General features: G+C 57.6%; 24 protein-coding genes. 11 read left to right on the top strand and 13 right to left on the bottom strand.

What is annotated here, in order from left to right:
• Nucleotides 1-38: 38 nt before the first annotated feature.
• Nucleotides 39-494, bottom strand: coding sequence for a type II toxin-antitoxin system VapC family toxin (locus tag OHL22_RS10685; RefSeq protein WP_263336703.1), 456 nt, complete (start codon nt 492-494; stop codon nt 39-41).
• Nucleotides 491-1237: a hypothetical protein gene (locus OHL22_RS10680; RefSeq protein WP_263336701.1), complete on the bottom strand. Its 747-nt coding sequence runs from the start codon at nt 1235-1237 to the stop codon at nt 491-493. Before OHL22_RS10680 ends, OHL22_RS10685 begins: the two co-directional genes overlap by 4 nt.
• Before the next feature lie 814 nt (nt 1238-2051).
• Between OHL22_RS10680 and OHL22_RS10675 the strand changes: the two genes are divergently transcribed.
• The gene (locus tag OHL22_RS10675) at nt 2052-4760 is read left to right on the top strand and encodes a hypothetical protein (RefSeq protein WP_263336698.1); all 2709 of its coding nucleotides are present in this window, start codon (nt 2052-2054) and stop codon (nt 4758-4760) included.
• 294 nt (nt 4761-5054) lie between these two features.
• Here OHL22_RS10675 and OHL22_RS10670 read toward each other — a convergent pair whose 3' ends face one another.
• The 4 genes from OHL22_RS10670 to OHL22_RS10655 are packed head-to-tail and all read right to left on the bottom strand — an operon-like array spanning nt 5055 to nt 7413.
• On the bottom strand, nt 5055-5492 hold the full coding sequence (locus OHL22_RS10670; protein ID WP_263336696.1) for an arsenate reductase ArsC: 438 nt from the start codon (nt 5490-5492) through the stop codon (nt 5055-5057).
• A 10-nt stretch (nt 5493-5502) separates the two neighbouring features.
• Nucleotides 5503-6201 carry an MIP/aquaporin family protein gene (locus tag OHL22_RS10665; RefSeq protein ID WP_263336693.1) on the bottom strand — a complete coding sequence of 233 codons (699 nt, stop codon included), beginning with the start codon at nt 6199-6201 and terminating at the stop codon, nt 5503-5505.
• Entirely contained in the window at nt 6198-7034 is an 837-nt protein-coding gene (locus OHL22_RS10660; RefSeq protein ID WP_263336690.1) for an arsenite methyltransferase, read from the bottom strand. Before OHL22_RS10660 ends, OHL22_RS10665 begins: the two co-directional genes overlap by 4 nt.
• Nucleotides 7035-7059: 25 nt before the next feature.
• Nucleotides 7060-7413 (bottom strand): ArsR/SmtB family transcription factor, encoded by a 354-nt coding sequence (locus OHL22_RS10655; RefSeq protein WP_263336688.1) that lies wholly within the window; start codon nt 7411-7413, stop codon nt 7060-7062.
• Between the two features lie 528 nt (nt 7414-7941).
• Between OHL22_RS10655 and OHL22_RS10650 the strand changes: the two genes are divergently transcribed.
• Nucleotides 7942-8382: a hypothetical protein gene (locus OHL22_RS10650; protein WP_263336686.1), complete on the top strand. Its 441-nt coding sequence runs from the start codon at nt 7942-7944 to the stop codon at nt 8380-8382.
• Nucleotides 8383-8413: 31 nt separating this feature from the next.
• Here OHL22_RS10650 and OHL22_RS10645 read toward each other — a convergent pair whose 3' ends face one another.
• Complete coding sequence (locus OHL22_RS10645) at nt 8414-9517, bottom strand: LacI family DNA-binding transcriptional regulator (protein WP_263336684.1); 1104 nt, start codon at nt 9515-9517, stop codon at nt 8414-8416.
• 258 nt (nt 9518-9775) lie between these two features.
• On the opposite strand from OHL22_RS10645, the gene OHL22_RS10640 reads away from it, so the two are divergent.
• The 3 genes from OHL22_RS10640 (at nt 9776) to OHL22_RS10630 (ending at nt 12927) form a co-directional block, all read left to right on the top strand.
• On the top strand, nt 9776-11605 hold the full coding sequence (locus tag OHL22_RS10640) for a glycoside hydrolase family 127 protein (protein ID WP_263336683.1): 1830 nt from the start codon (nt 9776-9778) through the stop codon (nt 11603-11605).
• A gap of 256 nt (nt 11606-11861) precedes the next feature.
• Nucleotides 11862-12455 carry a hypothetical protein gene (locus tag OHL22_RS10635; RefSeq protein WP_263336681.1) on the top strand — a complete coding sequence of 198 codons (594 nt, stop codon included), beginning with the start codon at nt 11862-11864 and terminating at the stop codon, nt 12453-12455.
• Nucleotides 12436-12927, top strand: coding sequence for a hypothetical protein (locus tag OHL22_RS10630; RefSeq protein WP_263336678.1), 492 nt, complete (start codon nt 12436-12438; stop codon nt 12925-12927). Before OHL22_RS10635 ends, OHL22_RS10630 begins: the two co-directional genes overlap by 20 nt.
• A 79-nt stretch (nt 12928-13006) precedes the next feature.
• Here the strand turns inward: OHL22_RS10630 and OHL22_RS10625 are convergent, their stop codons facing one another.
• The 5 genes from OHL22_RS10625 to OHL22_RS10610 all read right to left on the bottom strand — a co-directional run bounded on the left by OHL22_RS10625 (nt 13007) and on the right by OHL22_RS10610 (nt 16030).
• Entirely contained in the window at nt 13007-13402 is a 396-nt protein-coding gene (locus OHL22_RS10625) for a PIN domain-containing protein (protein ID WP_263336676.1), read from the bottom strand.
• On the bottom strand, nt 13399-13641 hold the full coding sequence (locus OHL22_RS25020; protein ID WP_377819458.1) for an AbrB/MazE/SpoVT family DNA-binding domain-containing protein: 243 nt from the start codon (nt 13639-13641) through the stop codon (nt 13399-13401). Before OHL22_RS25020 ends, OHL22_RS10625 begins: the two co-directional genes overlap by 4 nt.
• A 52-nt stretch (nt 13642-13693) precedes the next feature.
• Nucleotides 13694-14335 (bottom strand): reverse transcriptase-like protein, encoded by a 642-nt coding sequence (locus OHL22_RS10620; RefSeq protein ID WP_263336674.1) that lies wholly within the window; start codon nt 14333-14335, stop codon nt 13694-13696.
• Between the two features lie 70 nt (nt 14336-14405).
• A complete protein-coding gene (locus OHL22_RS10615) occupies nt 14406-15458 on the bottom strand; it encodes an LLM class flavin-dependent oxidoreductase (protein ID WP_263336672.1) in 1053 nt (350 codons plus the stop codon).
• 62 nt (nt 15459-15520) lie between these two features.
• Complete coding sequence (locus OHL22_RS10610) at nt 15521-16030, bottom strand: SgcJ/EcaC family oxidoreductase (RefSeq protein ID WP_263336670.1); 510 nt, start codon at nt 16028-16030, stop codon at nt 15521-15523.
• Between the two features lie 99 nt (nt 16031-16129).
• Between OHL22_RS10610 and OHL22_RS10605 the strand changes: the two genes are divergently transcribed.
• Together OHL22_RS10605 and OHL22_RS10600 are read left to right on the top strand one after the other, a co-directional pair.
• Nucleotides 16130-16651: a MarR family winged helix-turn-helix transcriptional regulator gene (locus tag OHL22_RS10605; RefSeq protein ID WP_263336668.1), complete on the top strand. Its 522-nt coding sequence runs from the start codon at nt 16130-16132 to the stop codon at nt 16649-16651.
• 186 nt (nt 16652-16837) lie between these two features.
• Nucleotides 16838-17968, top strand: a complete 1131-nt coding sequence (locus tag OHL22_RS10600) for a ferritin-like domain-containing protein (protein WP_263336666.1) — start codon at nt 16838-16840, stop codon at nt 17966-17968.
• 205 nt (nt 17969-18173) lie between these two features.
• Here the strand turns inward: OHL22_RS10600 and OHL22_RS10595 are convergent, their stop codons facing one another.
• The gene (locus OHL22_RS10595; RefSeq protein WP_263336663.1) at nt 18174-19565 is read right to left on the bottom strand and encodes an MFS transporter; all 1392 of its coding nucleotides are present in this window, start codon (nt 19563-19565) and stop codon (nt 18174-18176) included.
• A 300-nt stretch (nt 19566-19865) separates the two neighbouring features.
• On the opposite strand from OHL22_RS10595, the gene OHL22_RS10590 reads away from it, so the two are divergent.
• The 4 genes from OHL22_RS10590 (at nt 19866) to OHL22_RS10575 (ending at nt 24342) form a co-directional block, all read left to right on the top strand.
• Nucleotides 19866-20300: a hypothetical protein gene (locus OHL22_RS10590; RefSeq protein WP_263336661.1), complete on the top strand. Its 435-nt coding sequence runs from the start codon at nt 19866-19868 to the stop codon at nt 20298-20300.
• Nucleotides 20301-20364: 64 nt separating this feature from the next.
• The gene (locus OHL22_RS10585) at nt 20365-20793 is read left to right on the top strand and encodes a DoxX family protein (protein WP_263336658.1); all 429 of its coding nucleotides are present in this window, start codon (nt 20365-20367) and stop codon (nt 20791-20793) included.
• Nucleotides 20794-20908: 115 nt separating this feature from the next.
• Nucleotides 20909-21700 carry a DNA-3-methyladenine glycosylase family protein gene (locus OHL22_RS10580; protein WP_263336657.1) on the top strand — a complete coding sequence of 264 codons (792 nt, stop codon included), beginning with the start codon at nt 20909-20911 and terminating at the stop codon, nt 21698-21700.
• 218 nt (nt 21701-21918) lie between these two features.
• Nucleotides 21919-24342 carry a DUF3536 domain-containing protein gene (locus tag OHL22_RS10575; RefSeq protein WP_263336654.1) on the top strand — a complete coding sequence of 808 codons (2424 nt, stop codon included), beginning with the start codon at nt 21919-21921 and terminating at the stop codon, nt 24340-24342.
• Nucleotides 24343-24391: the final 49 nt, after the last annotated feature.

Genomic DNA, 24391 nt, shown 5'->3' with positions numbered 1-24391 from the left:
CGGGGGAGTGCTCACTCAATGAATTGACGGAAATTGCCTCAGGCGGCGTATTCCACCGGATTCATTACTTCAAATCCTGATTCTCCGGCAGCTTCGAGCAGCTTTGCGTCTGAGCTTACGAAGACGATCTGCATTCCCTGAAACATTTCGCGCGCCACGATGGCTGCGCCAAGCTGCAAAGCTTCGGTGCAACGCAACTCGTGACGGTCAAGGCTTTGGCGCGCCGCTTCGAGGACAGCCGGATTGAGTGGCTGTTGGACTATGCGCGCGGCTTCTATGCGAAGGATAGAGCGTGCTGCTTCGCCGTCCTCCAGATTGATGGAGCCGGCGCGTTCCTGGCGCTTCAACGCCGCGTAAACCTCGAGTGGGGTTCCGGCGGAGATGAGCTTGCGGTTATCTTCGGTCGACTCCATGAGCTGAATGATGGCCGCGGTGCCAGGCTCCTGCACGAAGAGCTTGGCAAAGGCGGTGAAGTCAAGGAAATAACACTTCACATATCCTCCCTATCTTGATCGAGGCTGTCTTGCTCGATGCTGATGCTGAAAGCCTCGCCTTGAATGGCAATGGGACGGAAACGCTGTGTTTCATCGGGTACATTTGCCTCTGCACGGTTAAGCCGGATGGTGGTGGTGGGGTACGCCGGAGTCTTGGGATTGGGAATCTTGCTGGTGAGGACGACTCCGCGAAGGATAGCTTCGGCGAGGATCATCTGACGAGATTCCGGGGTCTGATTCCAGTTGAAGGTCTTGCGGGGAAGGAATGAGTCGCGGAACCATTTGAGCGCAATGAAGGCGTGGCCGCCGCGTTCGGCTTCGGCGAGGGTGGTGCAGAGCTCGCGGATGCGGTCGTCTATATCCGCCGGGAGAGCCGCGGGAGGATCGGTAATGACGGCTTCGTCGAATGCGTGCGTGGTGCGTGCTGTGCGTCCGTTGCGAGGGGCTGCGCCTGCGCGTTCGTGTTCTTCGGTTCCGTCGATGCGTTCGAAGTAGATACGGATTTCATCCTCTTCGGGATTGAAGGTGGAGGCCTGCGCATTACGGCGCTTGCTGCGGCCATTTTCTCCACACAACTCGACGATGGCCTGATAACCCGCAGGCGCGAGGAAGCGGAGCGCGCGGGATAGGCCCGGGTCGGTGGAATAGGATAGTTCCTCGAGAGCTTCTTCAATAATCTCTTCAGCTTCCGGAACGGTCAGATTGTCTAACTCTTGTACTGCATTACTTTGTATCGCTTTCATGGCTTTCTCCATATTCGCGGCTCTATCGCCTTTTTTACGTTCCCATCGATAGTGCTCTTATAGGAGCTTTCATTACCTGGGATGACGCTATAAGGAAGGCCGACTGAGTGCGGCACTACTTCTACCTGCTTTGTCATTCTTTGGGTGAGTCTCTTGATTCTGGACCGCGCTTTGGGGGAAAGCACGAAAACGTCCACAATATAAGAAGCGTAAATCCGGGATGAAACCCGTCACTTGATGTACGCCAGTTTATTTTTTTTCGTCAAGCATCCGACATGCGGATGCGAATCTCAATCCTCCAAGCAGTCTTTTGCGCGCACAAAAACCGTTCCGGTTAACAGCTCCGGTGAGATGAGTACCGACAATCCTCGCGGCGTCAGCTGCATGAGTCAGCTACTGCGGGACTGAATCGCGCAAATGAAACTCTCCCATGATCTTAGCGCGAACATACGATGTGAGCCAGACTCTATCAAAGAAGATACGAAGTGAAGGTCTGTAATGAAATAAAAGTAAATTCAATTTTGACCAAATCAAAAAACGAAGGGAAATCAACGAAACAAAGAGCTGTGCGGAGGGTTTTAAGGGAATATGCGGAAATATTCGTTTCCGAATATACGGAAATACTCGTTTACCGATATGGGAAAAATGAAACAGCACGGGAGGTTTACACATCCGTACAATAAACAGTATGTGGCGCTGCTTTTCTTTCCGGCTTATGGTTGTTTTTCTAGTTCTCTTTTCGAGTGCCGCTCTGGGAACTGCGTTCGCGGATAACCCTCCGTTTGATCTAACCGGTCCTAAAGTCGATGTGCACGTGCAGCGGAATGGTGTGACGCTGCCGATTGCAGAGGTTCCCAATCTACTGCCGGGCGACCGTTTGTGGATTCATCCCGATTTGCCGGATAGCCAGTCGGCGCACTTCGTGCTGGTGGTGGCGTTTCTGCGCGGAGCGACGAATCCTCCGCCTCCGGATTGGTTTCGACGGGTGGAGACGTGGAACCGCGAAGTGAAGCAGGAAGGCGTATTTGTTACGGTGCCGCAGGAAGCGCAGCAGGCGCTGATTTTCCTGGCTCCGGAGACTTCGGGAGATTTTGACACGCTGCGGAAGACGGTGCACGACCGGCCGGGTACGTTCGTTCGTGCGGGGCAGGATCTGCAGCAGGCGAGCTGGGACCGTTTACGGCTGGATGAGTATCTGGCGGAGGTGAAGACGATTCCTCCGACGGACACGAAGGCACTGAAAGAGGGAAGCGAGCTGGCGGCGCGCAGCCTGGGGATCAAGGTTGATTCGCAGTGCTATGACAAGCCGTCGGAACAGCAGGCGCCTTGCCTGACGCAGCATCCGGACGGGATGGTGCTGGATGACTCGGGTGCGCAGTCGATGGTGAACCAGATGGCGAATGGTTCGGCTGCGGACATGATGTCACAGTTGAGCTACTCGACAACGTTTGGTGGCGGCGTTTACAGCCCGTATGTCGGCGCGATTGTCGACATGGCGAAGATTCTGAGCAGCATCCACACGGCCAAGTATCAGTACATTCCGGCGCTGGCGCTGCCGCAAAAATCGCAGGAGGATACGCTGAATCTGCGGTTGAATGTGGCGCCTTCATTCCGGAATCCAAAATCGGTGATTGTGGTGGCGCTGCCGCCGATTGGACCTACGAAACTGCCGGCTATGCATGCGAGCGAGGCAGACGCTTCGTCGGCGGTCACACCGGCGAACTTTGTACCGACGTACTGCTCGACGAAGCCCAAGCTGGTGTTCAACGCGGAAGGTGCGCCGCTGGTGTATTCGACGGCGATGGCGCACAACCTGTATCTGCATATCGATACGAAAGCGCAGACGCCGCAGAGTGCGGGAGATGGCCAGGAGCACGCGGTTCTGAAGCCAACGGTTGGTGCGGGAGTCGGCGTAGCGTCGAGCTCGGGTGTTGATATACCGGTGGAACCGTTTGCGATAGAGGGCGGATTTGTTCTGGATAAGCCTTTGGTTGCGTTGCCGGAAGCGGAAACGACGGCGGAGCTGCGCGGGAGCTGGGGATTCGATACGTTTGCAGGGCCTAAGTTCAACCTGGTGTCGCCGCATCCGGGCAAGTGGACGATTGCGTCGGGCGACCACACGGCGCTGATTACGGGACGCGAGGACACGCTGCATCTGCAGGGCGAGAGTACGTTGTGCGTGCAGGAAGTGCAGGCGGATATTCCGCCAGCGGCGAGCAAGACGATTGCGAATCCGGTGAAGCTGGCCTGGAAGTCGCCGAAGCCGGAGCAGCTGGAGATGACGGTCCCGATGAAGGACGCGGCGCCAGGCGATGTGTCGGTGCTGGTGAAGCAGTACGGCATGGCTGTGCCGGACAAGCTGTCATTGCGTGGATATGCGGAGGCGGCGGCGATCGATCATCTGACGCTGAGCGCCGGAGACCAGCTGGCGCTGCTGAAGGGCAAGCGGCTGGACGAGGTGGAGACGGCCGATTTGGCGGGCATTTCGTTTGCACCTTCGGCGCTGAACCGCGTGCAGGATGAAGATCAGCTGGATATGTCTGCGACGGGATCGACGGCGACGCTGAAACCGGGGGATGACTACATTGCCAGCGTGACGCTGCGCGATGGACGAACGCTGCACGTGCCTGCGACGGTGGAGCGGCCCAGGCCGCAGGTGGAGCTGTTGAGCAAGGGAGTGCAGCAGCCGACGCAGGATGAAGCTGCTCCGCAGCCGGTGCAGCTTGGGAGCCCGGATGATTTGCCGCTGCAGCGCCGGGTGGTGTTCTTTGTCCGATCGAAGGTGCCGGCGAATTTCCCGCGCGCGGAGAAGATCGAAGTTGCGGCGGAGGATGGGAGCTTTTCCACGACGTTGTCGCTGGCAGATGGAAGCCTGCTGTTGGAGGATGCGCACACGGCGGTGGCTTCGCTCGATCCGCTGGACCGGTTTGGAGCTTCGGCGTTTGGGCCGATTCAGTTTCGCGCGGTATCGGCGGGCGGGGTGAGCGGAGACTGGGTGCCGCTGGGAACGCTGGTGCGGTTGCCGGGCTTTACGGGGAATCCGACGGCGAAGGAGCTGCGCTGCCCACGGAGTCTGGCAAAACCGTGCCTGTTAACAGGGACGAACCTGTTTCTGATTACGTCGGTGGGGACGGTACCAGATATGTCGAATGCGGTGGATGTGCCGCCGCAGTTCACCGGGACGGCGCTGACGGTGCCGAATGTTTCACGGACAGGGATGACGGGAACGCTGTACTTTAAGCTGCGGGATGATCCGGATACAGTGCAGACGCTGAACTTGCCGGTTGCTTCGCCGACGGGCAGTCTTGCGGGATCGAACGGCGTAGAGGGAGCGGCGCTGGCAACGTCAGCGAATTCGACAAAGACGGAGCCTGCGACGCCAAAGAGTGGAGATACTGTACCGGGACTGGGAGATGCATCGGCCGGAACGGGCGGAGATGCGAAGCCGACTGGCGATCCGAAGGCGGCGACTAAGCCGAATGGGAAGCAGGATGCGGGAACGGCTTCGCAGCCGAATCTCTAATTTGGGTCGCAAGTGCAGCTTGCGGGGTAACAGGGGGCTGCGGACAGGACGTGTCTCTAGTGGTGCGAGTGGTCGTTTTTTTTGCCGGTGAGCGTTGCCCAAAAGATACATGCCAGGAACAATGCGCCCATCACCGGCACTACGAAATATGGCGAAGTGATATCCATCTGGAACTCCCTTTGACTCTTTTACCTTAGCATGCGGGGTTGGGGTTTCGCTGCTGATTGGTTGAGCTTTGTCATGGGCGGATGTCGACGGGTGTGCCGGTGGGGACGAGGTTCCAGATTTGGTAGGTTATGCGGCGGAGTTATCGAACTCGCGTAGGTAGTCGCGCAGTTGATTGCGTACGCGCCTGAATGCCGCCAGCCGCTGTTCTTCAGAACCGGTCACCGTTGCGGGGTCTTCAAAGCTGTGATGCAGTTTTTGCGCTGCGTGGAAGAATACTGGGCAGGTCTCGCGGGCGTTGTCGCAGACTGTGATCACGTAGTCGAAGGGCTGGCCGTCAAACTCATCGACGTTTTTCGAGCGATGCTTGCTTATATCGATGCCGATCTCCTGCATGACGGCAATGGCTTCGGGACGCACGAGGCTGGCTTTGGTGCCGGCGCTCTCGACGTTGAAGCGCTCTCCGGCATCGTGCCTTAGCAGCCCCTCGGCCATCTGGCTGCGGGCGGAATTTCCGGTGCAGAGTATCAGTACGCGCTTTTTATCGACAGGTTTCTTATCGCTCATAGATGATCCTTTATTTAGAAGTGTGAGGAAGAACGACAGCGGCCGCGTCTTTGGGTATTGACGGTACGAGCCAGCGAAACAAGATTGTTGCTGCTGCCGCGCCGATCAGTTGCGCTGCGATGAAGCCCGGAACATCGGTGGGCCGGATTCCGGCGAAGGTGTCGCTTGCCGACCGAGCTAATGTCACTGCGGGATTGGCAAAGGATGTTGAGGCTGTGAACCAGTAGGCGCCAGTGATGTAAGCGCCGACGGCAAATGGAACGGCGGACGAGCGCAGCCGCGCGCAGCCCCAGATAACGCAGAGTAGGCCGAAGGTTGCGATGAACTCGCTGAAGACCTGAGATCCTCCTGCGCGGGCGTGGTGTGAAAAGCTGAATATTGGTTCGCCGAACATGAGGTGCGCCATCGCAACACCCGCGAAGGCTCCGGCAATCTGCGCAGCGAGATAGCCCGGCACTTCGCGCCAGGCAAGACCTCCCTGCGCGGCATCTGCGAGAGTTACGACTGGATTGAAATGCGCACCGGAGATTGGGCCGAAGGTGAGAATGAGCGCGATGAGCATTGCTCCGGTCGCAAAGGTGTTTGCGAGGAGGGCGATGGCCACGTTCCCTCCGGCGAGGCGTTCGGCCATGATGCCGGAGCCGACGACTGCGGCCAGTAGAAACATAGTTCCGATGGCCTCAGCAGCGATGCGTCGTGCCGATATCATGCGCAGTGACCTGAAATAGAAGATGGCGCAGGCTTGATCGCGCGAACAAACGCGCTCATGAACTTGTCCTCAACCTGCGGGGCAATTACATCGACGTCAATTCCTTGTCCGTTCAGAAAGATGCGCGCATCTTCGATGTTGTAAACACGCGTTGGTTCGATGCTGATGCCGGTAAAGCCAGCCTGCTGCAGCTTTGAAATGTAATCCTGCTCTTGAAGAGCACCTGCAATGCAGCCGACCCAGAGCAGCATGCTTTGCCGTACGTCCTCGGGGACCTCACCGCGTGTAATTACATCGGATACGGCGAAGCGGCCTCCGGGTTTCAAGACGCGGAAGGCTTCCTGCAATACCTTATCCTTGTCGATCGAGAGATTGATGACGCAGTTGCTGATGATTATGTCGATTGAATCGCCGGGAAGCGGAATGTGTTCGATCTCGCCTTTTAGAAATTCGACATTTTCGATGCCTGCCTTGTGTTGATTTTCGCGGGCAAGGGCGAGCATGTCATCGGTCATGTCAAGGCCGTAGGCTTTGCCGGATGGCCCAACCCGCCGCGCTGAGAGAAGCACATCAATGCCGCCTCCAGAGCCAAGATCGAGGACGGTTTCGCCGGGATTCAGTTGGGCGAGAGCGGTGGGATTTCCGCAGCCTAGTGAGGCTAGTACTGCTTCCTCGGGAAGCAGGCCAGTCTGCGAAGCATCGTAGAGATTTGAGGTAATGGGGTCGCAACAGTTTTCAAGCGCGGCAGCCGCGCCGCAGCACGAACTGCCTCCGGAAGTTACGCGCCGCGCTGCTTCACCGTATTTTTCTTTTACCGTTTCCCTGATTTCCATATCGTCTCTCTTCCCACCCGCGTTGCTAACAGCACAGGGCGATTGCTTTCGGTTCTACGGCTTTATTGCGGGTACAGCACTCGGCGTAGAGAAAGCCGAGCAATTCGCGCAGCGCGTCGGCATTGGCGGAGTACCAGAGGAATGTTCCTTCGCGGCGTACGTTGACGAGGCCCTCATGCTTGAGCTTTTCGAGATGATGGGAGAGATTCGATGCGGAGAGGCCGATTTCCCTGCTGACGTCGCTTGCGATCATGCCGTCAGGGTGGGCCGATAGCAAAAGGCGCATGATGCGTAACCGCGGTTCCGTGCCCAAAGCGGAGAACATGTCGGCGTAGCGGGAGATTTGTTCGTCCGTTTCTTTGGCCTTCGCTGCCTTCATATTTCGATAATAGTTGAAATATTGAAATTATCAAATCAGCATCCTCTGCGGATGAAGCTGCTTTTTGTATGAGCCATTTTCCCGGGGCGTGAATACCCCTGCTCCCTCCAGTTCGCGCTTATGCGCGAAGGTGTGTCCTCGGAGATGCAGGCGGTAATGGTACCCACATCTCAAAATCGAGATGTGGGCACCTGTGATCTTTCAACACGTTGTTCCACTTCTGTGAAAAAAAATTATTGACAGTAGTAGGGGCGGTGCGAAAGCGGAAATCGGTCGTAAGTATTTCCAAGGAGCGTGTTTATGCTCCGCCTTTTGCACCACCCTTCGGACCGTAAGACTGCTTGATCTGATCTTTCAGATGGAACAACGTCTTGATCATCTACAGCCACCCGACTGGGGGATTGGTTGTTGAGCGGAGTAGGGTAGTCTTAGAGCGGCGACGCAGACGAAGCGAAATTTTGATAGAGATAGGCTCGGTATCCGACGATTTCTTGATGATGCCATGGATGGAGATGCGACGCAGTCACGATGGCAAACGGCGGACGAAAACTCGACCTGATTCTGAACGATATTGAGACGAATTGTGAACCTAGCCGGTACGCCGCGGCGTGTTTGCCTTTCATGGTGGAATGTGCATCTCTCATCGAAAGCGAATTGCCTCGGATTGCCTTTGAGTCGCTACAGACTGCCAAATCTTACTTGAGACAAGAAGCGGGGACAGTTTCCGTGCAACAAGCACTATCAGAATGCTGGCGGGAATTGGATAAAAAGAAGCGGACCACGAGCTTCGATGATCCTGAAGTATGCGCAATTCGAGCAGTCATCTGCATTCTGCACGACCAAGTTCATTCAGAGCCTGATGACCTGGTTGACCGAATGAGCAATTTTCTTGAAATTTTGAATGGCGTCGTACCGCGCGAGGCAGAGCAAGAATCGCTTCTTAGACTGTACTTCTCAGGCTGTATTTAACCCAGTGGCGAATTCGTGTCATAGCGCTCGTTTACGTCTTCTTGCGCAGGTGGGTCATGGTGCCGCGAGGGAAGCCAGTGGATTCGCGGACGATGAGCTGGGTGGGGACTTTGTATTCGCGGGGGGCGGGTTTGGAGTCGGTGGCTTCGACGTGGCTGCGGAGGGCTTCGAAGGCGGCTTTGGCGATGTCTGCGCGGGACATCTGGACGGTGGTGAGCGGAGGCATCATGACCTCTGCGATGTGGATGTCGTCGAAGCCGATGACGGAGATATCGTCGGGCACCTTAAGTCCGGTGCGGTAAAGCTTGTGCAGGACGCCGATGGCGGTGAGGTCATTGGAGCAGACGACGGCGGTGGGGAGCGGGTTGAGCGCCAAGAGTTTTTCCATGGCAGCGCCGCCGCCCTCAAGGGTGTGGTCGCCTTCAGCGATCTGTTCAGAGAGGGGCTGGATGCCGCACTCCTGCATGGATTTGTTGTAGGCGGCGAGGCGGGATTGCGCGGAGTGGAGATGGTGCGGTCCGCTGACGAAGGCGATGCTGCGATGGCCGAGTGCGGCGAGGTGTTGGACGGCCTGGCGGATGCCGTGGTGGTAGTCGATTTTAAGGACGCTGATGCCGGCGCGGTCGGGGCCGTGGTCGATGAAGACCATAGGGACTTTGCGCTTGGCTAACTGGTCGAGCAGGGGCTCTTCGATGCCGAAGGTCATGATGGCGACGCCTTCGACCTTGCGCTCAAGCATGCGGCGGATGCAGTGCGACATGCGCTGGGGATCGTGATTGGTGGAGGAGACGAGGATCTCGTAGCCGTTGTCCACGGCGATGTCTTCGAAGCCCTGGATGAGCTCCGGAAAAAAGGGATTGGTGATCTCGGAAATGATGAGGCCGAGGATCTTGCTGCGTCCGGAGACGAGGGCGCGGGCCTGGGTGTTGGGAACGAAGTCGAGCTTTTCGACGACGTCCCAGACGCGTTTGGAGAGCTTGGGATCGACAGTAGTTACGCCGTTAATGGTGCGGGAGACGGTGGCGATGGAGACGTTGGCGAGACGGGCGATGGTGCGAATGTCGGTGCGCTCGGGCCTGTCGGGCTGGCGCGGGGTGCGGGTGGCGGTCTTCTTTTTTGCTGGGCGGGCGGTCATGGGTTTTGATGGCTTTGAGGAGAAAGCGTTTACTGCGATGCTTAGAACGAGTCTAGTGGAAGTTGAGGGTTTAGGGAATAAAAACAGGGACGAAGGGACCAGAGAACAGGGATCAGCCGGCAGTGGACAGTGAACAACGACCTATTCGCCGAATGCCTGGTCTGAAGCTTAGGGGTGGACGGAAAGTAGGCTGCTATGTTCGGGTGGAAGACTTACCATAAGTGTGCCTAAAGCGAATTGGATGGCAGGGAGATGTGCATGGATCGGCGGGAGTTTCTGAAGGCGGGTGCGGTTGCGGCAGTTGGCGTTGGAGTAGGTGCACGGCTGGAGGCGGAGACGGAAGCTAAGCCGCTGGAGTTGTTTGGGTATGGAGATGTGCGGTTGTCGCCGGGAAAACCGCAGGAGCAGTTAGAGGCGACGCAGTCGATCTTGCTGGGGATGGATGAGGATGCACTGCTGAAGCCGTGGAGGCTGCGGGCGGGATTGCCAGCTCCGGGGCCGGACATGGGTGGATGGTACGACGAGGTGCCCGGTCCGCTGCGTAAGGATGGACATGGGTTTGCGCCGGCAGAGACGTTTGGGCAGTGGGTTTCGGCACTGGCGCGGGGATATGCGGCAACGGGCGATGCGGCGACTAAGACCAAGATGGATCGGCTATTGGAGTTGTATGAGCCGGCGATCTCGGACAAGTTCTATAAGAATTTTCGTTTTCCTGCATACGACTACGACAAGATGGTGATCGGGCTGATCGATGCGCATGAGTTTGCGGGGTCGAAGAGCGCGTTTCGATTGCTGGATAAGACGACGGATGCGGCGGTGCAGCATCTGGAGCCGAAGGCCATGGATCGCGATGAAGTGCAGCGGAAGTGGCGTGCCGCGGTGGGCGACAACACGACGGACGACTACTGCTGGGATGAGCCGTATACGCTGGCGGAGAACCTATATCTGGCCTGGCAGCGCGGGGCGGGCGAACGGTATCACGTGATGGCTCCCAAGTATTTGCTGAATGAGACATACTTCTATCCGCTGAGCGATGGGAAGAATGTACTGCCGGGGCATCATGCTTACAGCTTTTGCAATGCGCTTAGCTCGGCGATGCAGGCGTATTTGAGCGATGGAAGTGAACGGCATCTGCGGGCGGCGGTGAATGCGCACGAGATGATTGTGACGACGCAGAGTTTTGCGACGGGCGGCTGGGGTCCGGATGAGAGTTTTCGGGAGCCTAACTCGGGAGCGCTGTATGACAGCCTGACGAAGATCAAGCATAGCTTTGAGACTCCGTGCGGGAGTTATGCGCACTTTAAGCTGACGCGGTATCTGCTGCGGGTGACACGCGACGGGCAGTATGGCGACAGCATGGAGCGGGTGTTTTATAACACGGTGCTGGGGGCGAAGCCGCTGCTGGCGGATGGGCACTCTTTCTACTACTCGGACTACAGCAACACGGCGACGAAGTATTACCACGATGACCGGTGGCCTTGCTGCTCGGGGACGCTGCCGCAGGTGGCGGCGGACTACCGGATCTCGGTGTATTTTCGCGGTGCGGAGGGGCTGTGGGTGAATCTGTATCTGCCGTCTACGCTGAAGTGGACGGGGCCGCATGGGGCGCATTTGGAGCTGACGCAGACGGGGGAGTATCCGCTGGATGGGCGTGTTGAGTTTCTGCTGAAGGCTTCGAAGGGCGAGAACTTTGCGATGCGGCTGCGGATTCCGAAGTGGGCGCAGGGCGCGGAAGAGACGCAAATTAAAGTGAACGGATTTCCGGTGCAGGTCTCGGTGGTGAAGGGGTTTGCTTCCATTTCACGGAAGTGGAAGGATGGGGACCGCGTGGAACTGAACTTGCCTATGCCGATGCGGTTGGAGGCGATTGAGGCTTCGCATCCGGAGACGGTGGCGCTGGTGCGCGGTCCGCTGGTGTTGTTTGCGCTGACGGAGGATGATCCGAAGGTGACGCGGGAGCAGTTGCTGGGGGCGCAGCGGATGAAGGGGCAGGCGATCTGGATGGCGCAGTCGGGGAATGGACCGCTGGTGCTTACGCCGTTTACGGAGATCCATGAGGAACGGTACCGGACGTATTTACGAGTGTGAGTGTAGAGTGTGAGAACTTAGGTGATTCCCACATCTCCGCGAAAAAAAACGCGCGTAGATATGGGTACCCGATGCGGTATAGATCGCGAACAACACTTGTTGAATGCCAAACTTGCCAGCGCAACGTTGCCGATTTGTATTTGTCTGACCCGTGTTTTATCCGCATATCTACTGGTCAAAAGCGAACAGGGTATCTGAGATCGCAGGCAATCTCTTGCGTTTGTACGGCATCCCAATGCACGAAAGGTTGGGAGCCATGGACACAAACACTCTTATGCAGCCGGGCACTCTTATTGCGATTGGCGTAGTTGTCGTCGTTTTGCTTGTGCTCGTTGGCTGGCTGATCGAGCGGAAGCGCAGAGGCGAAAAGTTGCGGCAGAAGTTCGGTCCCGAATATGACCGGGTAGTGCAGCAGCAAGGCGATGCGCGCAAGGCGGAAGCACTGCTTGCGGAACGCGAAAAGCGCGTGTCGAAGTTTTCGATTCGGCATTTGACAATGGCTGATCGTGAGCGGTACGTCAACGAATGGGCCGCGGTGCAGCGGCGCTTTGTAGACGATCCGGCGATGGCGGTGATGGAAGCGGACAGCCTAGTGACGGCGCTGATGACGGCGCGTGGTTACCCGATGACGGATTTTGAACAGAGAGCGGCGGATATTTCGGTGAGTTATCCGCGGGTGGTCCAGAACTATCGCGCAGCCCGCGTGATTGTTGGCAGACACAGTCAAGGGCAGGCGACTACGGAAGATATGCGGCAGGCGATGGTTTACTATCGTTCGCTTTTCGAGGAATTGCTCGAAACGCCGGCAGGCGAGAAACGAGGAGGTGTGCATGAACGAATTGCGTCGTAAAAACGAAGGACTCGAAGAGACGAATACCCCGTATCCAGCTACGAATACTGCGTATCCGGCGAACTCTGAGACCTGGACGAGTTCGGCGGTGGCAATTGAGGAAGAAAGTTATCAACCCGGCAAAGATGTGGCCGGTAAAGATATAGATGTGGCGCCGGGGAAGAAAAGTTACACGGATGCGGACTATGCCAACTCGGATTTCGCTGGTCCGTTATTTGCGGATGCGGAACTGAAAAGTTTTCGCGAACAGTGGGATCAGGTGCAGGCATCGTTTGTGGATGAGCCACGGGAGGCGGTACGCAATGCTGACTCGCTGGTGGCGAATGTGGTGCAACGGATTGAAGAACAGTTTGCGCAGGAACGGAACAAGCTCGAGAAACAGTGGGAAAACGGGAGCAATATTTCGACGGAGGAGATGCGTCAGGCGCTGAAGAAGTATAGGGCGCTGTTTGGAAGACTGCTGGCGTTTTGATATTTCGACAATTCGAATAGCTTCGTTGAGAAGACGGCGATCCGGGTAGATGGGTCGCCGTCTTTGTTTTTGTTTCAAGCTAAGTTAGCAACGTCATGTTGAGGGCTTTGGCAGCTTTCTTGTCGAGGGTGAAGATCTGATTGCAGCCATTTGCAAATGCCGCCTCAGCGATGAGGCAATCATCAAAATCAGCATTGCTGGATTGATATCGATGGAAGGCCATTTCCGCGCGAAGGTGGTCTTCGACGATGAGTGAATCACTGGTAAGCAGAGCTTCCAGAACCTCGCTTATTTGAGCAGTGCTTAGCTTGTAGGTATGGTCAAGAACCCAATATAGCTCGACTAAACAGATGAGAGGCACGAAACCGGCACTATCGGGTGTAAGAGATTCTATGAGTTTGACTGCACGGGGCGATTGTGCAGGATCATCTTGCATAATGTAGCGAACAAGAATGTTTGTATCGAGTGCAATCAACGCAGGCGCGATCCTCGTTCTGCTATAGCTTCATTCATTTCTTCTATAGAGATGGTTCTAGGGAATTTGCCAAACATTCCCCTCAATCGCTTCACCGAACCGGTCCGAGCGAAAAGGCGGAAATCGCGGTCCCCTACCTTCACAAAATCAATTTTGTCCCCAGGCTTCAGATCGAGAGCGCTACGTACCTCGGCTGGAATGGTGATCTGACCTTTGGAAGTGACGGTTGCTGACGCCATGTCCCTTACTTTTCCCCGCTTTCCTTACTATAGGTGGATTGTAAGGGGAAATCTACTCGCGGATGATTTTTACGAAGATGCCATCGGGGAGTTCGCCGCCGAGGGGGTGGACTACGCCGTTTTTTACGAAGCCTTCCAAGACGAGGCGAGGTTTGGTCTCGGTTGAGGATTTGGAACCTGCCGCTGGACCTGCCTTAGTGGGACTTGACGTTGGCGCGGAAGGTTTCGCGGGGGTTTGCGCGGGAGCCGGGGTGCGGCCCATGCCGCGGTCCATGGCGTCGTTGGCGAGCTGGTCGGCTTCTTTGTTGCCGCCGCGCAGGGTGTGAACGATTTCGAAGCGCTCAAGCTGGTTGGCGAGACGGTGGGCTTCGATCCAGAGGGGGCGCAGGTCGGGGCTGTTTACTTTGTACTGGCCCTTCATCTGCTTGACCATGAGCTCGGAGTCGGCGATGACGCGGAGGGCGGTGTGGCTATTTTCGAGAGTCCAGGCGAGGACGGCGATGAGGCCGGAGTATTCGGCGACGTTGTTGGTTTTTTTGCCTATGTATTCGCTCAGGCGAGCGAGGATTTGGCCCTTGGAGTCCTCAATGACGGCGCCGTAACCGGCAGGGCCGGGGTTGCCGCGGGAGCCGCCGTCACAGTGGGCGATGAGGAGTCCGGAGCCGGATTGCTGGGAAAAGAGCGTCGAAGTCACGGAGTCTAGTGTACGGGACTAAGGGCACACTTCTTCCCGACAACCGCATTCGCCACAGCCATAGCGAAGACTAGACGGTGACGGGTTGAATTGCCTGAGCGATTGCAGCGACACGCTGGTAGCTGTCGAGGCGGTCGGAGTGCTCCCAGAGGTCGGTTACGGCGATGATTTCATCGGCGCCGGTCTCGGAGATCAGCTTATCCAGGCCTGCCTGCACGGTTGCGTCGGAACCTACGATGGCTGCGCCTAAGCGGGCGTGCACGGCTTCGCGTTCGAGCGGACTCCAGGGCTCATAGCCGGGGGCGGGGTGGTCCATGGATTCAATGGGAGCGACGACCTCGACAGGCTGGTTGCGGATGAGGCGGAGGAAGCGTTGCATCGGAGTAGTGGCGAGATAATTGGCGCTGGCATCAGTATCGGCAGCGATGATGGGTGCGGCGATCATCAGATACGGCTGGGCAAGGAGGCCGGGTTTGAAAGTGGTGCGGTAGATGCGCGCTGCTTCGTAGAGCGCCTGCGGTGCGAAGTGTGCGGCAAAGGCGAAGGGCAGCCCGAGGCGTGCGGCGAGCTGAGCTCCGTAGAGGCTGGAGCCGAGGATGTAGATGGGGACACGCGTGTTCTGACCAGGAATGGCGCGGACGGCCTGACCGGGACGCACGGGCCCGAGAAAGCCTTGCAGCTCGGCGAGGAGTGCGGGGAAGTCATCGCCGTCCTGCTTCAGTTCACGACGGAGGGCACGCATAGTAGCCCAGTCGCCGCCGGGGGCGCGGCCGAGACCGAGGTCGATGCGATTGGGATAGAGCGACGCGAGGGTGCCGAATTGTTCGGCGATTACGAGCGGAGCGTGGTTGGGGAGCATGATGCCGCCGGAGCCGACGCGGATAGTGCGGGTGGCGTTGGCGATGTGTCCGATGAGGATGGAGGTGGCGGCGGAGGCGATGCCAGGGATGGAGTGGTGCTCGGCGAACCAGATCCGGCGGTATCCCCACTGCTCGGTGTGCTGGGCGAGATCGACGGTGCGTGCGACGGCCTGGGCGACGGCGGTGTCGGCGGGGTCGCCGCTGCGGAGGGTGACGAGGTCAAGAACTGAGATTGGGAAACCGTTGCGCGGGCTATCGCTCATGTTCGTTAGATGAGCTTCGAAGCAAGTTTGGTTCAAGAGCCGCTTGGCAAGGACCGGTGGATCTAAGCTGCGGAACGAGTAGGGCTGTTGGGGGTGGAATACAGGCGCATGCGAGAGCGGAAGTATCTCCAGATGAAGCGGGCTTTGCGGGATGGGCCTGTGGGTGTGTTTTGAAAGGAGACGATCTTCCAAGCGTCATCGCGATGGGCGAGGACCATGGTCATGAGGCCGTTGGGCGGGATGTCGGACTCGCGCTCGCCCGGGAAGAGGACCGCTCCGGCGGCTTCAAGGAGAACGACGCCGGGAGCGATGGCGTGGAACGCGACGGGGTAGTTTCGGCCCAGCTTTGAGTTTTTGAAGATGGTGTCGAAGATCTGTTGATGCGAGGTGGCGATGGCTTCCCGGCCATGGAGGCGCTGGCCGGGGGCGGTTACGTACTGAGCGTCTTCGGAGAATAAAGCAGCGTAAGCTTTGCCGTCGCCGGCTTCCCAGGCTTCGCACAGGTGCTGCATGGTGTCGCGGACGGCCTGGTCGGTGGCTGAGTCGATGATTTGTGTAGCGGTAGTTGGCATGATTGGCTCCTTAAGGAAAATTATTTTAATAATTAAGATAACGTGGAGTGGGTCAGATCGGTTCCAGTGGTTCCGGAAAATATTTGAGAGAATATCTTAATGAGTAAGAAGAAAAAGGAAAAAGGCAAAACCGAGAAGAAAAGCAATCGGACCGAGATGCTGGATGCGTTGGAACGGAGCTTTCGGGACTCGAGTACGGCGGGGCTGATGCTGCATCAGGCAGTAGCGGACCGGCTCGGATTGCACATCACCGATCACAAGTGCATGGGGATGCTCTGCGAAGTGGGTCCGGTGACGGCGGGGAAGCTGGCTGAGTTTGCGGGGCTGACGACGGGCGCGATCACGAGTGTGATCAACCGTTTGGAGAAGCTTGGATATGCCAAGCGCGTGCGCAGCATGGAGGATGGGCGCGTGGTGCTTGTGGAGGCAACCAACATTGAAAGATTTGGAGCGCGGATGGATGAGCTGCTGGGTCCTCTGGGGAAAAGAATGCGCGCGTTGAGCGAGCGATATTCGGTGGAAGAGTTGAGGCTGGTTCACGAGTTTCTGGGAGAGGCAATTGCGGAGTCGCGGGAGCAGACGCGGCGGTTGCGAGGCAATGTGGCGGGACCGAAGGGGTGACGGTGATGATCTGTTTTGCATGCGACGCCAGGCGATCATCTTCGTCAACGGTGGCAAATGTCATTTGTTCGTCTCAAAAAACGGACAAAGGTCTTACGAGGCAGTGACAACAGGGGCTCTATGTAGAATCTATGGTTTTCTTCGGGGCAGGTCCGTTCAACGGACGGCTTCGAAAGGAGAACCTTCATGGAAGAATCAGCGGAGATTTCCCCTACGACCGCAAAGGGCTCCGTCAACCGCCGCTCGCTTTTGAAAGGCGGGCTTATTGCTGGCAGTATTGCTGCTGCTGGAATGCTGGCACACTCCAACTCTGCACTGGCTGATCGCGACGATCATAACGATCGGGGAGAACTGGATCGGGGCGATATTGCGATTCTGCGATTCCTGGCCGCGGCTGAAATTATCGAAACCGACTTGTGGGATCAGTACGCCGAACTGGGTGGCGTGGATAACACTTCGAACAACACATATCAGCAGGCCTTCGAGTTCCTGGATGGGGACGGACTGCAATACATCTCGAGCAACACGCTGGATGAGGCCAGCCACGCGAGCTTTTTGAATGCGTATCTCGAATCCAAGGGTACACCGCCGGTGGATCTGGATGCGTTCCGTAATTTGCAGGGCAGCACGGCGATGGGTTCGAAGAACATCGGAAGGCTGACGAACCTGTTGCATCTGAATGTGGATACGAGCTGGTATATCCGTTATCGCAGCACGACCAGTCCTGATTTTGGGGCGACGTCTCCGCAGGCGATCACGATTACGAATCGTCCGGCGATTCCGGCGACGGACGCAGACTTTGAAGGGCCGAATCATATTCAGGCGATTGCGAATACGGCGGCCTTTCACTTTGGCACGATCGAGCAGGGTGGCACGAGCCTGTATGCGTCGCTGGCGCAGAAGGTGAGACACCCGGAGGTGTTGACGATTGTGCTGGGCATTGGCGGCGACGAGGTTGCGCACTTTCTGGAGTGGGTGGACTTTGCCGGAAACTCGGTACAGCCGGGCAATGGCGGAGCCTTCAGCTTTTCCGGATCTACGTCACCGGTGACCGACAATGGGCTGACTTTTCCGGATTTTACGAAGAAAGGCCCGTTGTTTCAGCCGAACCTCATTTTCCCGGTGCCTGCGGACTTCATCAGCAAGAAGCTGCCGAAGTGCGCGGTTATTCGGCCCATTACGGATCGATTCTTTGGCGCTCGTGCTGCGGCGAAGGCGCTGACTGACATGAACCTGTTCGGGGGCCAGCCCCAATCCTTCTTCAGGGTTCTCAACCAACTAGCCGATGAGGCCGATGCAGCAGTGCGTGGTTTCTAATCAAACCGCTTTTTGACCTGTTCCGCAACACAACCCTGCCATACCATCCCACCTCAACGACGGGCTCTTCCGCGCAGGAGGAGCCCGTTCCCGCCTAATCAGGGATTAGGGACTAAGGAACAACGAATGAGTTCCAGCGGTTGTGGTGATGCCGACGAAAAGCAGATCCTTCGCTGCGCTCAGGATGACGACATCTACATAGCTGTTATGCGGCCAGGTGACGGTGGAACTGGGCGGCTGCGGCTTCGATTTCTTCGAGGCTTCGGCCTTTGGTTTCTGGCAGTAGGGCGATGGTGACGAACATGCCGAGGAGGCTGGCAACAGCGGCTGCGGATTCGGCTGCGAAGAGGCCTTTCCAGTGCATGAGGGGAGGGAAGAGGAAGACACCGAGGAAGCCTCCGAGCTTGCCCATGGCGGCGGCGATACCGTGTCCGGTGGTGCGGACGCGGACAGGGAAGATTTCAGAGGGGTAGACGAAGGTGGTGGAGTTGGGGCCGAACTCGGTGAAGAAAAAGCTGAGGCCGTAGATGAGCAGGAAGGGGGTGACGGACTGCTGGAGATTGGGGATGAAGGCCAGGAGGGAGAAGGTGACGGTCATCATGCCGAAACCGAGGACCTGGATGGCCTTGCGGCCGAGGCGATCCATCAGGAAAGCGGAGAGCGCGTAGCCGGGCGCAGCGAAGATGACGAAGACGCCGAGCTGGGTGAGGGTTTTCTGCAGGAGCGTGTGCGTGCCGCCGAGGGCGCTGAGGACGAGCGGGCTGGATACGGTGTTGCCGTAGTAGGCCGCATCCATGAGGAACCAGGCTGCGCTGGTGCCGATGAGCAGGCTGAGGAGGCGATTGTTGTTGACGAGGCGATGGAATCCGTCCCAGAAGGAAACGGAGTGTTTGTCCTTGTCCCAGTGAGCGGCATTGGTGAGGTTGCCGGAGCCATCCTCTTCCATGCCGGCGGCGGCGAGGTAGCGCGGAGTTTCCTTGAGGTGGCGGCGGGCCCAGTAGACGGCGAGGGCGGGAACGGCTCCGAAGCCGACGAGGACGCGCCAGATGATGTCATGGGAGAGCGATGTTGAAAGCAGAGCCGAGGCGAAGAGTGGGCCGAGGATGAGTCCGGCGGCCTGCATGGCGAAGACGAGGGTGACGAGCATGCCGCGCGAGGCTTTGCCGGCGTATTCGGCCATGATGGTGGCGCTGACGGGGTAGTCGCCGCCGATGCCGACGCCGAGGATGAAGCGGAAGCCGATGAGCCACCAGATGCCGGGTGAGAAGGCGCAGGCGATGGCTCCAAGGGCGAGCACGAGGACCTCGACGCCGTAGATGCGCTTGCGGCCGAGCATATCGGCGATGCGGCCGAAGAGGAGCGCACCAAAGGCCGAGGCGAGAAGCGCGGTAGATTCGACGAGGCCTTCCTCGAGCTTGCCGACTTTCCAGAGATCGCGCAGGAGGGCCATGACGACGCCGATGATGAAGAGGTCGTAGGCGTCAGTGAAGAAGCCCATGCCGGAGATGAACATGATCTTCCAGTGGGTGGCGGAGACTTTAGCGTTGTCGAGCTCGGAAAAATCGTTGCCGGGGAAGGGGGTAATTTCTGCGGGCATCGGGACCTCCGGAGATGAGGTGTGCGGTCTCGCGTGCACCGTGATTGAGACGCCTGCAAATGTGAATGCTGGGTTAATCGCGTGTGAATCATGGCTAAGTGGCTATTTTGCCGCGCGGGGAGTGAGCGGTTTTATGCAGGCGGATAAGAATGGTCTGCACGCGGTTGTAAGCGCTTGCGTGGCAGGGGTCTGACAGCTAAAACCGCGCGTTCGAGATGGTTAAGGCGCTAATCTGTTACAACCTAATGGGTTGTTCGGGAATCCATGAAAGAAAGAGCTTTTCGGGAGGAAAGATAGAGAATGCGTACGATTCGTTTGAGCTCGATACCTGTGCTGGCTGCATTTGCAGCGGTAATGACGTTTGCGGTGTGGCAGCCTGCGTATGCTCTGCAGTCGACTGCGGGACAAGACATTAAACAGGCTGGGCAGGATACGAAGGATGCCGCTAAGAAGACGGGGCACGCTGTAGAGAAAGGCACCAAGACGGCAGCTCACGACACGAAGAAGGGCACGGTGAAAGCCTATGACAAGAGCAAAGAGGGCACCGAAAAGGCTGCGGATAAGACCAAGGAAGGGACCAAGACAGCGGCTCACGACACGAAGAAAGGCACTGTAAAGGCATACGACAAGACGAAGGAAGGGACGAAGAAGGTAGTCCACGGGACGGCGAAGGGAACGGAGAAGGCCGCGGACAAGGTAGAGGATAAGACGGAGCCGAAGCCGACTCCGCAGTAGGTGGAAGGTGTGGACTGAGGCGAACAGGCCATGGCTGCCGTCTTTGAATGCAGGAGCGATGCGGGTGAGAAGCGAATTCCTGACGCGAGATGGCGAGATGGCCTATTTGTTTTTACGGGTTCTGGTGGGCCTGAACATTGCGATGCATGGCATTGCGAGGATTCTGGCGGGGACTGGACATTTTGCGGGTTCTTTGCTGCCGGAGTTTCAGAAGACGCCTCTTCCGCAGAGTTTTGTTTATGGGTTTGGACTAACGCTGCCGTGCGTGGAGGCGGCGCTGGGTCTGCTGTTGCTGGCGGGGTTCAAGACCCGCGCGGCACTTGTGGGTGGGCTGCTGGTGATGGTGGCGCTGACGTTTGGGACGACGCTGCGGCAGGATTGGGCGACTGCGGTGACACAGATCATGTATGGACTCGTGTATGCGGTGCTGCCGGCGTTTGCGGGGTATGACCGGTATTCGCTGGATGGGGTAATGCGTAGGAAAGATATGTGAAGTTTCAACAGGCTGTCTATTCGATCCGAGCACGAGGTCGATCTGGGCACGAGGCTCACAGCTCGTTGAAGACTACTGACATTTGTCATTCGCCTGTTGTCTTACACTTGCATCCATGTCGCGTGTTGCCAAGTCTGGTATTGCCAAATCTGTATTGCTTTATGACCCCGTTGAAGCGATCGCTCATCTTCGGGCTGCCGATGCCAAGCTCGCTAAACTGATTGACCGGACGGAGAGCATTGGCGGGTTTACGCTGAAGCCGCGCCACACACGTTCGCCGTTCCATTCGCTATTTCAGGCGATTCTTTATCAGCAGCTGCATGGCAAGGCGGCGGCTACGATTCACCGACGGGTGCGGCTGATCTATTCTTCGGCGGAGATTCGAGCGGCGATTGAGGGTGGGGCCGACCATACGCAATTTGCGCATCTGCTGGATGATCCGCATCCGCAACAGATTCTGGATACGCCGGACGAGTTGCTGCGCGGAGCCGGTGTTTCATTTAACAAGATCAAGGCAATGCGCGATCTGGCGGCCCGGACGCTCGATGGGACTGTGCCCGATCCGAAGGCGATTCGCAAGTTGACGGATATGGATATCATCGAGCGGCTTTCGCAGGTGCGCGGCATTGGCTCGTGGACTGTAGAGATGATGCTGATCTTTACGCTGGGGCGGCCGGATGTTTTTCCGGTGACGGATTATGGGGTGCGCAAGGGCTTTGCGCTTACGTTTATGCGCGTGCCGAAATCGCGGGCGCTGACCGCGGCCGACCTGCCGAAGCCGGAGGTGATGCTGCGGCGCGCGAAGAAGTGGTCGCCGTACCGGTCAGTGGCTGCTTGGTATATGTGGCGGGCGTGTGATCTGGATACCGCCGACCGCAAGATGGTGCTGCCGGATGGAGATGAGTAAGAAAAGCGACGAACGAGCACTGGCGATTGGGACCTATGCCTGGGTGAGTGTTCGTTGTGGTCTACTCCGGGACTTCTGGGTCGACTAGAATGGCCCTTGCGGTAACGCCATTATTCAAGGACTCCCCTGTGCCTTCTGCTTCGGATAAACGATTCATCTGTATCCATGGACATTTTTACCAGCCGCCGCGTGAGAATCCGTGGCTTGAGACTATTGAAATGCAAGACTCAGCCACTCCGTATCACGATTGGAATGAGCGGATATGCGCGGAGTGCTATGCGACGAATGGTTCGGCGCGGGTGGTGAACGCGAAGAATAAGATCGTTCGGATTGTGAACAACTATGCCCGCATCAGCTTCAACTTCGGGCCGACGCTGTTGAGCTGGCTGGCTGAGAATGCGCCGCGGAGCTATCGCATGTTGCTGGATGGGGAAGCACGCAGCCGGGCGACGTTTAAGGGCCATTCGTCGGCGATGGCGCAGGTGTACAACCACCTGATTATGCCGCTGGCCAACCGGCGCGATAAGCTGACGCAGATTCGATGGGGCATTGCAGATTACAAGCACCGGTTTGGTTTTGCTCCGGAAGGCATGTGGCTGGCCGAGACGGCTGCGGACACGGATACGCTGGAGCTGCTGGCGCAGGAGGGGATCAAGTTCACGGTGCTGGCTCCACGGCAGTGCAAGCGGGTGCGCGCTATTGCTGAGCGTGAATCAAACGACGCTGCGCCGCCGGAGGAATGGATTGATACGCCGAATGCGACGGTGGATCCGACGCATCCGTATCTGGTGCGGTTTGCTTCTGGCAAATCGCTGGCGGTGTTTTTTTACGATGGACCTATCTCGCGTGCGGTTGCGTTCGAAGGGCTGCTGAACTCTGGCGAGACTTTTTTTTCGCGCCTGAAGCAAGGCTTTCATGAGAGCACACAGGCGCAGCTTGTACACATAGCTACGGATGGGGAAAGCTATGGACATCATCACCGGTATGGCGAGATGGCGCTGGCTTTCGCACTGCGACTGATCGAGCAGAATAAGGATGTTCAGCTCGCGAATTACGGTAGTTTTCTGGCGCAGTTTCCGCCGCAGTGGGAGGCGGAGATTCACGATAACTCATCGTGGAGCTGCGATCATGGCGTGGAGCGCTGGCGCTCAAACTGCGGATGCAATGGCGGGAAGGCAGGATGGAATCAACTGTGGCGCACGCCGCTGCGCGAGGGGCTGGATCAGCTTCGCGATACGCTGATCCAGCTTACAGAGATTACAGGTAATGAGCTTTTCAAGGATGTATGGGCGGCGCGCGATGCGTATATTGAGGTGATTCTGGATCGTCATCCGGAAAACACGGACCGATTCTTTGCGCAGCATCAGCGGCACGTATTGCAGGAGAGGGAGCGTGTGCGCGCGCTTGAGCTGATGGAGATGCAGCGTCATGCGCAGCTGATGTACACGAGCTGTGGGTGGTTCTTTGACGATATCTCGGGCATTGAGACGGTGCAGATCATTGCGTATGCGGCGCGGGTGATTCAGCTTGCTCAGGAGCTGTTCGGCGATGCGGCTGCCGGCATAGAACAGACTTTTCTGGATAAGCTTGCGCTTGCGAAATCGAATGTTGCGTCAGCGGGTGATGGCGCGAAGATTTACAAGGAGCAGTGCCTGCGCATGGAGCTTGGACTGGAGCAGGTTGCGGCTCACTATGCGATCAGTTCGGTTTTTTCGTCGTTTGCGGACGAGACGGAGATCTTCAGCTATGTGGTGCGTCGCGACTCGTATGAAGCCTTCACTTCGGGGCGCGGGAAGCTGGCGCTGGGGCGGGCTTCGATTCAGTCGGCTATCACTGGGCTGCGGCAGGATTTCTCCTTTGCCGTTCTCCACTTTGGAGACCAGAACATTACGTGCGCGGTGAAACAGTACAATCCCAACGATAAGGAATGCGTGGAAGAGTTTGAACGCGTTACGGATGAGGCTCGCGACAAAGTGCGCGATGGCAATTTCCCGGAAGTGATTCGACTGCTGGACCGCAGCTATCACCTCGACTATTCGCTGACGTCGCTCTTTAGAGATGAGCAGCGGCGCATTCTGCGCATCATTCTGGATTCGACGCTGGCGGACATTGAGGGCTCGCTCAAGACCATTTACGACGATCACGCGAGTCTGCTGCATTTTCTTTCGCGAGCGGGACTGCCGAAGCCTCCGGCGCTGGCGATGGCGGCGAGCTTTGCGATCAATGCAGGCTTGCGCCGCGCGCTGGAGACAGAGCCGATCAATCTTGCGCTGGTGCAGTCGCTGCTGAACATGGCGAAGGCGGACGATATCGAACTTGATAAACCCACTCTGAGCTATATTGCGGACCTGCGCATGAAGCGCGCGATGATAGAGCTGACGATGTCGAGCGGCAATCTCGATATTCTGGATCGCGCGCTGTCACTGGCGCGCACGCTTTGCGAATTGCCCTTCGATCTGAATCTGTGGCAGGCGCAGAACATCTGGTACGAGATCATGCGCGGCTCGCCGCACTCGCTGACGGCGCACGACCCTGGCGAGCGACCGCGCTGGGACCGCGATTTTCGCGAGCTCGGCTGCTGTCTCTCGATTGCGTGTGAATCGATTATGACGGATGAGCCGATGCCTGCTTTTGCTGGCTGAGGGGTTGATTTGCGAGTCTGATTGCAAGCGATTTTGTTGGAGGCAGAGA

This window comes from Acidicapsa dinghuensis (assembly GCF_025685685.1).
Taxonomy (GTDB): Bacteria; Acidobacteriota; Terriglobia; order Terriglobales; family Acidobacteriaceae; genus Acidicapsa; species Acidicapsa dinghuensis.
Note: the sequence above shows the minus strand (reverse complement) of the source record. Positions and strands in the feature narration are given on the sequence as shown.